This is a genomic window from Falsirhodobacter sp. 1013 (assembly GCF_051195255.1).
GTDB lineage: Bacteria > Pseudomonadota > Alphaproteobacteria > Rhodobacterales > Rhodobacteraceae > Falsirhodobacter.
Window position 1 is genome coordinate 589,552 of record NZ_JBNJLK010000001.1, and the last position, 11,966, is coordinate 601,517.

The 11,966-nt window shown below is 67.7% G+C and carries 15 protein-coding genes and 1 tRNA gene; 7 read left to right on the plus strand and 9 right to left on the minus strand.

The annotated features are described in order from the left end of the window. Positions 1–40: 40 nt before the first annotated feature. On the minus strand, positions 41–829 hold the full coding sequence (locus tag ACSHZY_RS03005; protein WP_435165187.1) for a DUF4394 domain-containing protein: 789 nt from the start codon (positions 827–829) through the stop codon (positions 41–43). Between the two features lie 179 nt (positions 830–1,008). Here ACSHZY_RS03005 and ACSHZY_RS03010 point away from each other — a divergent pair, with 179 nt between their 5' ends. Next, complete coding sequence (locus ACSHZY_RS03010) at positions 1,009–1,551, plus strand: sigma-70 family RNA polymerase sigma factor (RefSeq protein ID WP_435165189.1); 543 nt, start codon at positions 1,009–1,011, stop codon at positions 1,549–1,551. Further along, positions 1,548–2,207 carry an anti-sigma factor gene (locus tag ACSHZY_RS03015; protein WP_435165192.1) on the plus strand — a complete coding sequence of 220 codons (660 nt, stop codon included), beginning with the start codon at positions 1,548–1,550 and terminating at the stop codon, positions 2,205–2,207. Before ACSHZY_RS03010 ends, ACSHZY_RS03015 begins: the two co-directional genes overlap by 4 nt. A gap of 116 nt (positions 2,208–2,323) precedes the next feature. Here ACSHZY_RS03015 and ACSHZY_RS03020 read toward each other — a convergent pair. The 4 genes from ACSHZY_RS03020 to ACSHZY_RS03035 form a co-directional block, all read right to left on the minus strand. Further along, a tRNA-Thr gene (locus ACSHZY_RS03020) sits at positions 2,324–2,399 on the minus strand. Positions 2,400–2,442: 43 nt separating this feature from the next. Next, positions 2,443–3,894: a heme biosynthesis protein HemY gene (locus ACSHZY_RS03025; RefSeq protein ID WP_435165195.1), complete on the minus strand. Its 1,452-nt coding sequence runs from the start codon at positions 3,892–3,894 to the stop codon at positions 2,443–2,445. Continuing rightward, positions 3,894–4,958 carry a COG4223 family protein gene (locus ACSHZY_RS03030; RefSeq protein WP_435165198.1) on the minus strand — a complete coding sequence of 355 codons (1,065 nt, stop codon included), beginning with the start codon at positions 4,956–4,958 and terminating at the stop codon, positions 3,894–3,896. Before ACSHZY_RS03030 ends, ACSHZY_RS03025 begins: the two co-directional genes overlap by 1 nt. A gap of 38 nt (positions 4,959–4,996) precedes the next feature. After that, on the minus strand, positions 4,997–5,680 hold the full coding sequence (locus tag ACSHZY_RS03035) for a uroporphyrinogen-III synthase (RefSeq protein WP_435165201.1): 684 nt from the start codon (positions 5,678–5,680) through the stop codon (positions 4,997–4,999). A 48-nt stretch (positions 5,681–5,728) separates the two neighbouring features. On the opposite strand from ACSHZY_RS03035, the gene tsaD reads away from it, so the two are divergent. Genes tsaD through ACSHZY_RS03050 form a run of 3 tightly spaced genes read left to right on the plus strand, consistent with a single transcriptional unit; the run spans position 5,729 to position 7,511 of the window. Continuing rightward, a complete protein-coding gene (tsaD, locus tag ACSHZY_RS03040; RefSeq protein WP_435165204.1) occupies positions 5,729–6,808 on the plus strand; it encodes a tRNA (adenosine(37)-N6)-threonylcarbamoyltransferase complex transferase subunit TsaD in 1,080 nt (359 codons plus the stop codon). Positions 6,809–6,825: 17 nt separating this feature from the next. Next, positions 6,826–7,098, plus strand: a complete 273-nt coding sequence (locus tag ACSHZY_RS03045) for a YciI family protein (protein ID WP_435165207.1) — start codon at positions 6,826–6,828, stop codon at positions 7,096–7,098. Then, positions 7,098–7,511: an EVE domain-containing protein gene (locus tag ACSHZY_RS03050; protein ID WP_435165209.1), complete on the plus strand. Its 414-nt coding sequence runs from the start codon at positions 7,098–7,100 to the stop codon at positions 7,509–7,511. Before ACSHZY_RS03045 ends, ACSHZY_RS03050 begins: the two co-directional genes overlap by 1 nt. A gap of 12 nt (positions 7,512–7,523) precedes the next feature. On the opposite strand, the gene ilvA is transcribed toward ACSHZY_RS03050, so the two are convergent. From ilvA to ACSHZY_RS03065, 3 genes are read right to left on the minus strand one after another with little or no spacing between them, the layout of a single operon-like run. Beyond that, positions 7,524–8,771 (minus strand): threonine ammonia-lyase IlvA, encoded by a 1,248-nt coding sequence (gene ilvA, locus ACSHZY_RS03055; protein WP_435165212.1) that lies wholly within the window; start codon positions 8,769–8,771, stop codon positions 7,524–7,526. Between the two features lie 37 nt (positions 8,772–8,808). Next, complete coding sequence (locus ACSHZY_RS03060; RefSeq protein WP_435165215.1) at positions 8,809–9,267, minus strand: hypothetical protein; 459 nt, start codon at positions 9,265–9,267, stop codon at positions 8,809–8,811. Then, positions 9,267–9,482, minus strand: a complete 216-nt coding sequence (locus ACSHZY_RS03065; RefSeq protein WP_435165218.1) for a hypothetical protein — start codon at positions 9,480–9,482, stop codon at positions 9,267–9,269. The genes ACSHZY_RS03060 and ACSHZY_RS03065 overlap by 1 nt, the downstream gene beginning before the upstream one ends. 235 nt (positions 9,483–9,717) lie before the next feature. On the opposite strand from ACSHZY_RS03065, the gene ACSHZY_RS03070 reads away from it, so the two are divergent. Together ACSHZY_RS03070 and ACSHZY_RS03075 are read left to right on the plus strand one after the other, a co-directional pair. Further along, positions 9,718–10,941, plus strand: coding sequence for an argininosuccinate synthase (locus ACSHZY_RS03070; protein ID WP_435165221.1), 1,224 nt, complete (start codon positions 9,718–9,720; stop codon positions 10,939–10,941). Between the two features lie 13 nt (positions 10,942–10,954). Next, a complete protein-coding gene (locus ACSHZY_RS03075) occupies positions 10,955–11,086 on the plus strand; it encodes a hypothetical protein (RefSeq protein ID WP_435165224.1) in 132 nt (43 codons plus the stop codon). Between the two features lie 31 nt (positions 11,087–11,117). Here ACSHZY_RS03075 and ACSHZY_RS03080 read toward each other — a convergent pair whose 3' ends face one another. Further along, positions 11,118–11,957 carry a ribokinase gene (locus ACSHZY_RS03080; protein ID WP_435165227.1) on the minus strand — a complete coding sequence of 280 codons (840 nt, stop codon included), beginning with the start codon at positions 11,955–11,957 and terminating at the stop codon, positions 11,118–11,120. Positions 11,958–11,966: the final 9 nt, after the last annotated feature.

The following is an 11,966-nucleotide window of genomic DNA, read 5'->3' on the forward strand; positions in this document are numbered from 1 at the left end:
CGGGGGGTCGGGCGGGCACGGCTGGCCCGCCCGGGGCCGGTCACATGGCGGGCATCGCCGTGACGTCGGTCAGGTCGCCGTCCACGCCGTCCAGCGGGCCGACCACCGTCGCGGCGCCCGTGTCCAGATCCACGGTATGGATGATGCCACCGGCCACAAGCCAGGCGGTGTTGGTGCCATCCTCGGTCGTCTGAATGTCGAAGGCGGGCGTGGTGTCGTCCAGTTCGACGCCCAGCTTGCCCACGGCCGCCAGCGTGCCGTCATTGGGCGACGTCTGGCGGATCAGCGCGCCGATCTTGGTGTCGATGTCGTACATCGCCGTGGCATCGGGCTTGCCCCAGGCGTTGGTGTAGGCGGCGGCGGCGATCATCGGCGCTTCGCCCGCATGCATGTCAGTGTCGGCATAGGCCAGCGATCCGTCCACCGTCACCTCGCCCGTCTCGACATTGACGCGGTGGTTGGTGGTGCCGGTCATCAGGCGCAGGCGGTCGGCCATCGGGTTGAAGTCCACGATCACCGGCGTGTCGCCCATCGGCAGGGGCGTGTTCATGGTGGAAAGCGCCGTCGCCGCGCCCGTCATCGGATCCAGCGTGACGATCTTGCTGTCCGAGGTGACGCCCACCAGCGTCCCGTTGCCCGGACGATAGTCGATGCCGACCAGCGTTCCCGCGCCCGTGACGTCCATCATGGCGACGTCCGACGGGGATTCGCTGTCGAAGCGGATCAGCTTGGTGCCGTCGACCAGCCCGATCACGGGAAAGGCGGCAGCGATGCTGGCCGAGGTGGCCAGCGTCAGGGTTGCGAAAACGGCCGTGCGGAAAGCGGTCATGGATCGTTCCTTCAGGTTTTTGCGGGTGACGTCGTGCCGCCCATGCCCTTCAGGACACGCGGCCGCGGCGTCTGGATGCAGGCGGGTGAAAAAAAATCGCATTGCCTCTGAAAAGGCCCGATCTGGACTTGGCCCCCCGCGCCATGCCAGTCTGCGGGTGAACCATGGGAGGGGTGCCGGTGACGTCCGCCGAACTGACGGATGCCTTGCGCGGTTGCGCCCAAGGGGACAAGCGCGCGCTGCGTCGGATCCTCGAGGTCGAGGGCGGCCGCATGCTGGGCGTGGCGCAGCGGATGCTGCACCGGCGCGATCTGGCCGAGGAGGCCGTTCAGGATGCCATGATCCGCATCTGGCAAAAGGCGCACCAGTTCCATGCCGGCGACGGGTCGCCGCGCGGCTGGATCTTCGCCATCCTGCGCAATCGCTGCCTGAACATCCTGCGCGATGGCGCGCGCCTGTCGGCCTTTGCGCCCGAGGATCTGACGGCGATGCAGGATGCGCGGATGCAGGCCGCCAGCCAGGCCGCCGCGGGTCTGGAAGACGGGATGGCCCTGCAGGCCTGCCTGTCGCAGCTGGAACCGGCGGCCGCCCGCGCCATCGTTCTGGCCCATGTGGGCGGCTTCAACCATGACGAGATTTCGGTGGCTCTTTCGGTCCCGCTGGGCACCTGCAAAAGCTGGATACGCCGGGGTCTCGAATCGCTGAGGAGGTGCCTGTCATGAGCGAGATCGACCTCCGCGCCGACGAATTCGTGCTGGGTCTTCTGGATCCGGCCACCGAGGACGAGTTGTCCGAGGCGCTGGCCCGGGACCGCGACTGGGCGGCAGCGGTCGGACGGGCACGCGACCGGCTGCTGCCTTTGGACGAGACGGCGCCCGACATGCCCGGCGCCAGCCGCCTGTGGAAGGGGATCGACGGACGCATCGCCGCGCCCGGACATCGCGCACCGCCACGCCGTTGGCTGCCCTTGGGGGCGGCCACGGCGGCGGGCCTTCTGATCGGGCTGTTCATCGGCGGGACATGGTTCACCCCCGACCCGATCGTGCTGGCCGTTCTGGTCGATGACGCAGGCGCCCCCACGGCGGTGGTGGAGGATTTCGGCCATTCCGACGCCCGCATCCGCTTTGTCCGCGACGTCGAGGTGCCGCAGGGTCGGCAGATGCAGGTCTGGACGCTCCCCTCGGCCGAGATGGGGCCGGTGTCGCTGGGGATTCTGGGCGGCAAGGCGGGCGCCGATCTGGATGCCCCGCGCCTGCCCGATCCGGGCAACGGCCAGCTTTACGAGATCACGCTGGAACCTGCCGGCGGTTCCCCCACCGGCAGGCCGACGGGCACGATCCTGGCAAAGGGTCTGGCCGCGCGTCAGGATGGCATCTGACAGGTCCGGTGCCGTTTCAGGCGGACCGCAAGCACCAAGCTTCGCGATCAGTGACCCTGAAAACGTAGAAAGCCGCCCCGAGGGGCGGCTTCACTATCGAACCATAAAGAGATCTATGGTGCCGCTGAAGGGACTCGAACCCCCGACCCCATCATTACGAATGACGTGCTCTACCAGCTGAGCTACAGCGGCGTGGTGGCGGGGACTTAGCATCCCAGCCGCGGGGCGTGAAGCCCTAATGTGAGGGTTTTTCCTCTTCGCTCGCACTTTCCTGCACCGGGTCGGGATTCACGACGCGCGGTGCGGGATCGGGCGTTCCCACGATCAGCGGCAGAAGTTCCGTTCCGGTGGAGGACGGACCGGCCGTGTCCGCCGGCTCGCGCCAGCTGAGCGTGTCGAAACCGCCGCACTGGTCGCAGACGGGCGTCCATTGCGCGTGGACCGACTGGCACTTGTCGCAGCACCATTGCGGCCCGCGCGGGGCCGTCAGCGCCCGGGTCAGCCAGCCGCGCACCACCGCGTCTTCGGCCCCTTCGCCGCGTTCGATGGCGGCCATGATGGTCAGGGAACGGACGGTCGGATGTTCCACGGCCAGCTTGCCCAGCGCGCGGCGCGCTTCCGGGAACTCCTCGGCGGCGATGGCCAGTTCGGCCTTCAGCATCATCGCCTCGGGATCGTTCGCATGCACATCCGTCAGCGGCCCAAAGCGGGACAGGCGCTGTTGCGGCGTTTCGTCCGGCTCGATTTCGGCAAAGGCGCCGGCCAGATCCGGATGGGGCTGCACTTCCCACGCCTTGCGCAGGATGCGCGTGGCGTTGCGCTTGTTGCCATCGGCGATGTAGCTGCGCGCGGCCAGAACGGCCGCCGGAATGAGGTCCGGCGACAGCTTGTTGGCTTCGATCGCCGCCTCCCGCGCCTCGATCGCGGCGCCGTCCTGCAGGACCGTGCGCGCCTGCTGCAGGGCCAGGACCGCGTCGCGGCGCTGATACACGGCTTTCGGCAGCGCGCCCATCTTGCGCTTGGCTTCCAGCGTCTGGCGGGCCCCCTGCCAGTCGGCATTCTCGGCCTGCAGCTTCAGAAGGACGTCCTGCGTTTCCGGATGCTTCGGCTTCAGGGCAAAAGCCCGTTCAGCCAGCTTCAGCGCGGTGGCGGTGTCGCCGGCGTCCAGCGTCTGGCGCAGCAGGCCACGGATGCCCACGAAGCGGGTGCGGTCATGGGCCAGAAGCGTCTTCCACGCATCCTCGGCCCGCTGGCGTTCGCCCGCCTGTTCGGCGGTCTGCGCGATCAGCAGCGTCGTCAGCACGGGGTCGTTCAGGAACTTGTGCGCGGCCTCGGCCCGGGTCAGCGCCTGCTTCGGCTCGCCGGAGGCGAGGGCCACGAGCGCGTCGGAGACCGCTTCGCGTCCCTTGCGTTCGCGGTTGCGCTGGAAGTGACGGCTCAGGGCCGTTTCATCCCCGTTCAGGAAGTGAAGGAAGGCCACCAGGAATCCGGCCAGCCGCATCAGCAGCCACAAGGCCACCATCAGCAGGATCGCCCCGATCAGAAGCTGCACCGGTCCCAGCGTGAATTCCCAGCCGGACACGGTCATCCGCACCCCGGTGCCGTTGTCCAGCATCCAGCCGGCCGACAGGCTCAGCCCCGCGACGATGCCGATGAACAGAAGGATCTTGATGAGAGACCAGAGCATCAACGCGTCCCCGTGTTCATCTGGGCCAGCGCGTCCACGGCGCCCATGCGACGTTCGGCCTTGGCGCGCCAGTCCGACAGCGCCGCCTGCCCTTCCAGCGGAAGGTGCCCGATCTCGTCCAGCGCCAGGGGCAGGTTGCCGCCTTGCACGGCCGCCTCGGCGCGGGACAGGATCGCATCCGGGTCGTTGCCTTCGCGGGGCTCCAGCGACCGGGCACCGGTCTGGGCGCGCAGGAAGGCCCCCAGACGGTTTCCGACGCCGTTGCCGCCATCGACCTTCAGCGATTCTTCCAGCGCGGCGCGGGAAGCTTCGGGAAATTCCTGCTGAAGGGTGGTCAGGGCCGGAACGCCGCTTGCGCCATCGGCCAACGGCTGCGGCACCTCAAGGCCCGCTTCCTGGATTTCCTGCACAGCCGCCCCATAGGGGGTGCCACTGTCCAGTGCGCCGGCGATGCGCGTCAGTGCCGCCGTCACCAGCGCCTTCTGCGCGGTGTCCTGTGACTGCAGGCGCAGGGCTTCAGCCTGTTTCTGGGCGTCGGCCAATTCCTGCTGCGTGCGGTCGATCATGCCCTGAAGGTCGGCCCCGACGGTGCCGGAGTTGATCTGGTTGCGCAATTCCTCGATCTGGGCCTGAAGGGCGGCGGGGGCGACCGGCGGGTTTTCCAGCGCCGACACGCGGCCTTCCAGCGGCGTCAGGCTGGGAATTGTCAGCGCGCCGATCTGGTCGCGCAGAGCGGTGATTTCCTGGGCCTGGCGTTGGAGTTCGGATTGCAGGGGGGCGATATCCTGCACCGGCCAGCCGTTGGGCACCACGCGCGCCAGCCCAAAGCCAAGAAGGGCCGCAAGAGCGCCGCCCAGCAGCAGCGGCAGGAAGACCGAACGCTTGTGGGCGGCGGCCGGGGCTTTCACTGCGGGTTCGGACACATGGGGTTCGGCCGGCGTCGTCAGGTGCGGCGGCTCGGACGGACGGTCCTGCTCGACCTTCGCCGCCTCCGGTGTGGCGACTGACGGGACATCCCTGACCTCGGGCTCCTGGGTCTCGGGGCGGGTGTCTTCGTTTGCCATGCCAAACCTTTCACGAAATACAGATGTCGGGGTTGAACCTAGCTTTGCACCGGTGATGTCTCAAGCCTTTGCAGCAGAGTGACGAGTTCGACCATCGCGGCCGCATCGGGCCGGGCGGCGACATGCCGCGCGGCGTCGGGGGGCAGCACCGCCGCCACCGCCTCGCTGAGGCAGGCAAAGACCGGCCGCGCGCCCCCCGCCACCTCCAGAAAGCGCCGTGCCGAGGCGGGGGAGAACAGCGGCACCACCACCGGACCGTCCAGCAGGGCCCGCGCCTCGGATGAAAGGGGGTGGGGGATCATCTCGTACAGGATGGCCTCGGTGGTGGGGATGCCGGCGGTGGTGAGCCGCCGCCCCAGATCGCCGCGGCTTTCGCGCCCACGCGGATGCAGAAGCGGGCCATTCTCGCCGCTGTCCAGAATCAGGCGGAACAGCGCCTCGGCGTCGCCTTGCGCTGAACAGGCATCGAAGCCGGCCTTCCGCGCCACCTCGGCCGTGCGGTCCCCCACGCACCACGCCCGCAGGGCCGGACGGGCACCGCGCAGCGCCATGATCGCGACGGCCGAGGTCAAGACCAGCCCTTCGGCGCGCGGCAGGTGCGCCTCCAGAAACCGCGGCTTCAGCAGAGGGGAACGGACGACGTGCCCTTTCAGCCGGGCGGCGAAGCGGACGCTTCCCTCCTCAGGCCGGGTCAGAAGAACGGGCAGGCATTGCCGGGACATGGGCCGCAGGTTACATCTGGCGTGATTTTCAAGCAACCGGCCGGCCCCATGACCCTGACCTTTCTTGGCATCGAAAGCAGCTGCGACGACACCGCCGCCGCCGTGGTGCGCGGGGACGGGACGATCCTGTCGTCGGTCGTGGAAGGGCAGACCGCGCTGCACGCGGCCTTTGGCGGCGTGGTTCCCGAAATCGCGGCCCGCGCCCATGCCGAACGGCTGGACGGCTGCGTGATGCAGGCGCTGGATCAGGCGGGGATGGCGCTGCGCGATCTGGACGGCATCGCGGTGACGGCGGGGCCCGGGCTGATCGGGGGCGTCCTGTCGGGCGTGATGCTGGCCAAGGGGCTGGCGGCGGCCACCGGACTGCCGATGGTCGGGGTGAACCATCTGGCGGGCCACGCGCTGACGCCCCGGCTGACGGACGGGCTGGCCTTTCCGTATCTGATGCTTCTCATCTCGGGTGGGCATTGCCAGTTCCTGATCGTGCGCGGGGCCGAGGATTTCGTGCGGCTGGGCGGCTCCATCGACGACGCACCCGGCGAGGCGTTCGACAAGACGGCGAAGCTTCTGGGCCTGCCCCAGCCCGGCGGGCCGGAGGTCAGCCGCGCCGCCGAAGCGGGCGATCCGAAACGTTTCGCCCTGCCCCGCCCCCTTCTGGACCGCCCGGGCTGCGACATGAGCTTTTCGGGCCTGAAGACCGCCCTGCTGCGCGAACGCGACAAGCTGGTGGCGGCGCAGGGCGGGTTGTACCGTCAGGACCGGGCGGACCTGTGCGCGGCATTCCAGCTGGCCGTGGCCGATGTGCTGGCCGAAAAGACGCGCCGCGCGCTGGTGTCCTATCTGGAGGAGGCGCCGTCGGCCCCTGCCTTGGCCGTGGCCGGTGGCGTGGCGGCCAACACGCTGATCCGTGCGCGGCTGGAAGATGTGGCCGCCCAAGTCGGTGCGACCTTTGTCGCGCCCCCGCTGCGGCTGTGCACCGACAACGCGGCCATGATCGCCTTTGCCGGGATCGAGCGGTTCCGCAACGGGGGCCGCGACGGCATGGATCTGACCGCTCGCCCCCGCTGGCCGCTGGACCAGAACGCCACCCCCCTTGTCGGCGCGGGCCGCAAGGGTGCCAAAGCCTGACCCTGAAGGAGAGAACGATGCATGCTGCCCTGATCTGCCGTGACAAGTCCGACGCGCTGACCCTTCGGATGGACACCCGCCAAGCCCATCTGGACTATGTGGCCCGGACCGGCGTCGTGGAATTCGCCGGTCCCTTCCTGAACGACAAGGGCCAGATGTGCGGATCGCTGATCATCCTGCGGGTGGACAGCCTGGACATCGCGCAGACCTGGGCCGCCGAGGATCCCTATGCCAAGGCCGGCGTTTTCGAGAGCGTCGAGATCCTGGAATGGAAGAAGGTGATCGGCTGATGCCCTGCTGGCTGTTCAAGTCCGAACCCGACACCTGGAGCTGGGACCAGCAGGTCGCCAAGGGCGACGAGGGCGAGGAATGGGGCGGGGTCCGCAACTATCTGGCCCGCAACAACATGCGCGCGATGAAGGTGGGCGACCGGGGCTTCTTCTACCATTCCAACATCGGGAAGGAGATCGTGGGCATCGTCGAGGTGTGCCGCGAAAGCCAGCCCGACAGCACCGCCGACGACCCGCGCTGGGATTGCGTGATGATCAAGGCCGTCCAGCCCGTTCCCAGCCCCGTCACGCTGGAAGACGTGAAGGCCGCGCCCGAACTGGCCGACATGGTGCTGGTGAAGAATTCGCGCATGTCCGTCCAGCCGGTGACGGACCGCGAATGGGCGATCGTGTGCAGGATGGCGGGGCTGTAAGGCCCCACCCCTTCAGATCAGGTATTCGCCCAGCAGCGCGTCCTGCGTGATGTCGCGGAAGGCAAAGCCCTCCTCCTCCATCCGGGCGAAGAGGCGCGGGAAGTTCTCCGGCGCCTTCGTCTCGATCCCGATGAGGATGGAGCCGAAGTTGCGGGCGGACTTCTTCAAGTATTCGAACCGCGCCACGTCGTCGTCGGGGCCCAGCAGCATCAGGAAGTCGCGCAGTGCGCCCGGGCGCTGCGGCAGGCGCAGCAGCATGTATTTCTTCAGGCCGGTGTAGCGTTGTGCGCGTTCCTTCACCTCGGGCAAACGCTCGAAGTCGAAGTTCCCGCCCGAGATGACGCAGACCACGGTCTTGCCCTGGATGGCCGGACCAAGGTCCTGCAGGGCGGTGATCGGCATGGCGCCCGCAGGCTCCAGCACGACCCCCTCGACGTTCAGCATTTCCACCATGGTGACGCAGATGCGGTCTTCGGGCGTCATCAGCACCTGGTCGGGGAAGGCCCAGGACAGGGCCGCGAAGGGCGCGTCGCCGATCCGCGCCACGGCCGCGCCGTCCACGAACCCGTCCACCGTGTCCAGCGCCATGGGACGGCCCGCCAGCAGCGCCGCGCGCAGGGATGCCCCGCCCGCCGGTTCCACGAAGCGGAACTGCGTGCCAGGCGCCTCGGTCCGCATGTATTTCGTGACACCCGAGGCCAGCCCCCCCCCGCCCACGGACAGGAGCACCATGTCCGGGGCGCGGCCCAGTTGCTCCAGCATCTCCACCGCGACGCTGGCCTGACCCTCGATCACGTCCTCGTCGTCGAAGGGGGCGAGGAAGTGCGCGCCTTCGGTTTCGCACCACGCCTTGGCGGCGGCCAGCGTCCGGTCGAAATAGTCGCCGGTCAGCACGATCTCCACGAACTCCCCGCCAAAGGCACGGGTCTTGTCGATCTTCTGCTGGGGGGTGGTGATGGGCATGAAGATCGTGCCCTTCACCCCGAAATGCCGGCACGAGAAGGCCATGCCCTGCGCGTGGTTGCCCGCGCTGGCGCACACGAAGCGGGTCTGGTGTGGAAGCCGATCGCGCACCTTGCGCATGGCGTTGAACGCGCCGCGCAGCTTGAAGCTGCGGACCGGCGACAGATCCTCGCGCTTCAGCCAGATGTCGGCCCCGTAGCGGGCCGACAGGTAATCGTTGCGCTGAAGCGGCGTCTGCGGGAACAGGTCGCGCAAGGCGGCGGTGGCGGTGCGGGCGGCGGAGGTGAAATCGGTCATGAGACGATTTGATCCGCTTTTCGCGGCGGCGCAAGCGTCAGTTGAGGGCGCGGCCTTTCACGTAGTGGCCGTAAAGCGTGGTCAGCACGCTGATGCCCAGAAAGGTCAGGAACCAGTTCAGCGCAAACTCCAGCACGTTCGCCAAGAGGAAAAGTTCTACGGCATAGGCGAGAATGATTGGAACGCTCATCACGATCGCCATGAGGCTCATCAGGAGGAGGAGCATCACCATGGTGCCCGACGTTCGCCGCATGCGCCCGAGCGCCTGCCTTGGGCCAAAGCCGCTTCCAACGGCAGCGGCGGGAAGCATGACCGACATGCGCAGCATCATAGCGTAGATCCAGAAGCCCACGATCATCCCGGACACGACGCCCAGCAACGCCACCAGTGTTGCGACCAGCGACAGTCCTTCCAAGGCGGTGAACGGGGTCAACGAAATGTCGAGTATCGTGTTGAGCGCCACGACGGCCACGAACACCACCAGGGCCGCGATCATCAGGACGACCCCGATCTGAAGTCCGCGCAGAAGGTAGGCGCCCATGCGGCGGCCGCGCGGTCGAAGGGTGACCGGTTGTTCCAGAAGGACATGACGGTGCCAATCACGGCCAGCAGCGGCGATGCCGCTGTGACAAGGATCGTGACAAGACACAGGCGCGCAAACGCGGTGGGCGCAAGGATCCGTTCCTCTGCCGCCGCATTTGCAGGAAGCATATCTGAAGCGCAACAAGAAGGAGGATCAGGGGGATGGAGAGGACAAGGGCGGCGCGCAGGTTGCCGGTCACCCGCCGGATGGAATGGCGGAGAATGCGGTAGCTTTTCATCGAACTTCCGAAACCGTGAGCATGGCGTGATCTGCGCCAGCCGGGTCCCGGCAGCCGCAAGCTTCACTTGCGGCGCAAGGTCAAAATCGCTAATCGCGGGAAAATTCATACGCAGGGAGCCGCCCATGTCCGCGCCGAAGAAAGTCGTCCTCGCCTATTCCGGCGGTCTGGACACCTCCATCATCCTGAAATGGCTGCAAACCGAATACGGTTGCGAAGTGGTGACCTTCACCGCCGATCTGGGTCAGGGCGAGGAGCTGGAGCCTGCGCGCGCCAAGGCCGAACTGCTGGGGATCGCGCCGTCCAACATCTACATCGAGGACGTGCGCGAGGAGTTCGTGCGCGACTTCGTGTTCCCGATGTTCCGCGCGAATGCGCTGTACGAGGGGCTTTACCTGCTGGGCACGTCGATCGCCCGCCCGCTGATCTCCAAGCGTCTGGTGGAGATCGCGCGCGAGGTCGGGGCCGATGCCGTGGCGCATGGCGCGACCGGCAAGGGCAACGACCAGGTGCGGTTCGAACTCTCGGCCTATGCCTTGAACCCCGAGATCAAGGTCATCGCCCCTTGGCGCGAATGGGACCTGACCAGCCGTACCAAGCTGCTGGAATTCGCCGAAGCGAACCAGATCCCGATCGCCAAGGACAAGCGCGGCGAGGCGCCGTTCAGCGTGGACGCGAACCTTCTGCACACGTCTTCGGAAGGCAAGGCGCTGGAGAACCCGGCCGAGGCCGCGCCCGACTACGTCTACCAGCGCACCGTGAACCCCGAGGATGCGCCGAACACGCCCGAGTTCATCGAGGTGTCGTTCGAAAAGGGTGACGCCGTCGCCATCGACGGCGAGGCGATGTCGCCCGCCACGATCCTGACCCGTCTGAACGAGCTGGGTGGCCGTCACGGGATCGGCCGTCTAGATTTCGTCGAAAACCGCTTCGTCGGCATGAAGTCCCGCGGCATCTACGAAACCCCCGGCGGCACGGTCCTTCTGGAAGCCCACCGGGGCATCGAGCAGATCACGCTGGATTCCGGTGCGGGCCACCTGAAGGACAGCCTGATGCCGCGCTATGCGGAACTGATCTACAACGGCTTCTGGTTCTCGCCCGAGCGGGAGATGCTGCAGGCGCTGATCGACAAGTCGCAGGAGCATGTGACAGGGACCGTCCGCCTGAAGCTGTACAAGGGCCTGGCCACCTGCGTGGGCCGCTGGTCCGACCACTCGCTTTATTCCGAGGCGCATGTGACCTTCGAGGATGACGCCGGCGCCTATGATCAGAAGGACGCGGCGGGCTTCATTCGCCTGAACGCGCTGCGGCTGAAACTTCTGGCGACCCGCAACGCCCGCGTGAAGTGATAGCCGCGACCCGGTGAAAGAGCTGAACGTCAAGATCAGCGAAGACCGGGTCCGCTATCTGAAGATGCTTGCCGCGCAGACCGGACGAAGCTCGATCGATCTGGTCGAGGAAGCCATGGACCTTTTGCGAAAGCAACACGGCTGAAAGAGAAAAGGCGCCCTCCGGGGCGCCTTTTTCACAACATCGCGTCAACTTCGGCGGCGGTGGGCATCGCGTCTGCCGCCCCGTGCCGGGTGACCTGCAACGCGGCGGCGGCGGCCGCCCGCCGCATGGCCTGCGCCGGGGGCAGGCCATGGTCCAGCCCCGCCGCCAGCGTTCCCGTGAAACAATCGCCCGCGCCCGTGGTGTCCACGGCCGTGACCGCGAAGGCCGGCACGCGCAAAGGCTCGGCCCCGATCCATTCGGCCCCTTCCGCGCCGCGGGTGATCACCATCTCCACCTGCGGCAGCGATCCCATGGCAGCGCGCAGGGTCTCCGCCTCACCGGCGTTCATCACCAGAAGGGACAGATGGGGCAGGATCCGTCGCACCGCCTCGGCGTCGAAGGGGGCGGCGGAATAGATGATGCGGGATCCCGCGAAGGCCTGCGCCGCCTCCACCTGCAAGGAGGTTTCGTTTTGCAGCAGCAGCGTGTCACCCGGTTGCGCACTGCCCAGCGCCGCCAGATGCGCGGCGTTCAGGGCCCGGTTCGCGCCATCGAAGATGACGATGCTGTTTTCCCCATGGGGATCGACGCTAATGATCGCGTGGCCCGTGGGCACATCGCCCACCGTCACGTGGCTCATGTCCACGCCGAAGCCCTGCAAGGTGTCCAGCGCGCCCCGCCCGTCCTGCCCGACCGCGCCCACATGCCGGACATGGGCGCCCGCGCGGGCCGCCGCCACGGACTGGTTCGCGCCCTTGCCGCCCAGGCCCACGCGACAGGACTGCGCGGCCAGCGTTTCCCCCGCCGCCACGAAATGCGGCACGCGATACACATGGTCGAGGTTGATCGACCCGAACGTCCAGATGGCCACGGCCACGCC

Bases quoted from the DNA above. Each gene is read 5' to 3' on its own strand.
- ACSHZY_RS03005 (WP_435165187.1), bottom strand. From the start codon at position 829: ATGACCGCTTTCCGCACGGCCGTTTTCGCAACCCTGACGCTGGCCACC.
- ACSHZY_RS03045 (WP_435165207.1), top strand. From the start codon at position 6,826: ATGCATGCTGCCCTGATCTGCCGTGACAAGTCCGACGCGCTGACCCTT.
- ACSHZY_RS03065 (WP_435165218.1), bottom strand. From the start codon at position 9,482: ATGCTTCCTGCAAATGCGGCGGCAGAGGAACGGATCCTTGCGCCCACC.
- ACSHZY_RS03070 (WP_435165221.1), top strand. From the start codon at position 9,718: ATGTCCGCGCCGAAGAAAGTCGTCCTCGCCTATTCCGGCGGTCTGGAC.
- ACSHZY_RS03050 (WP_435165209.1), top strand. From the start codon at position 7,098: ATGCCCTGCTGGCTGTTCAAGTCCGAACCCGACACCTGGAGCTGGGAC.
- ilvA (WP_435165212.1), bottom strand. From the start codon at position 8,771: ATGACCGATTTCACCTCCGCCGCCCGCACCGCCACCGCCGCCTTGCGC.
- tsaD (WP_435165204.1), top strand. From the start codon at position 5,729: ATGACCCTGACCTTTCTTGGCATCGAAAGCAGCTGCGACGACACCGCC.
- ACSHZY_RS03035 (WP_435165201.1), bottom strand. From the start codon at position 5,680: ATGTCCCGGCAATGCCTGCCCGTTCTTCTGACCCGGCCTGAGGAGGGA.
- ACSHZY_RS03060 (WP_435165215.1), bottom strand. From the start codon at position 9,267: ATGATCGCGGCCCTGGTGGTGTTCGTGGCCGTCGTGGCGCTCAACACG.
- ACSHZY_RS03015 (WP_435165192.1), top strand. From the start codon at position 1,548: ATGAGCGAGATCGACCTCCGCGCCGACGAATTCGTGCTGGGTCTTCTG.
- ACSHZY_RS03025 (WP_435165195.1), bottom strand. From the start codon at position 3,894: ATGCTCTGGTCTCTCATCAAGATCCTTCTGTTCATCGGCATCGTCGCG.
- ACSHZY_RS03030 (WP_435165198.1), bottom strand. From the start codon at position 4,958: ATGGCAAACGAAGACACCCGCCCCGAGACCCAGGAGCCCGAGGTCAGG.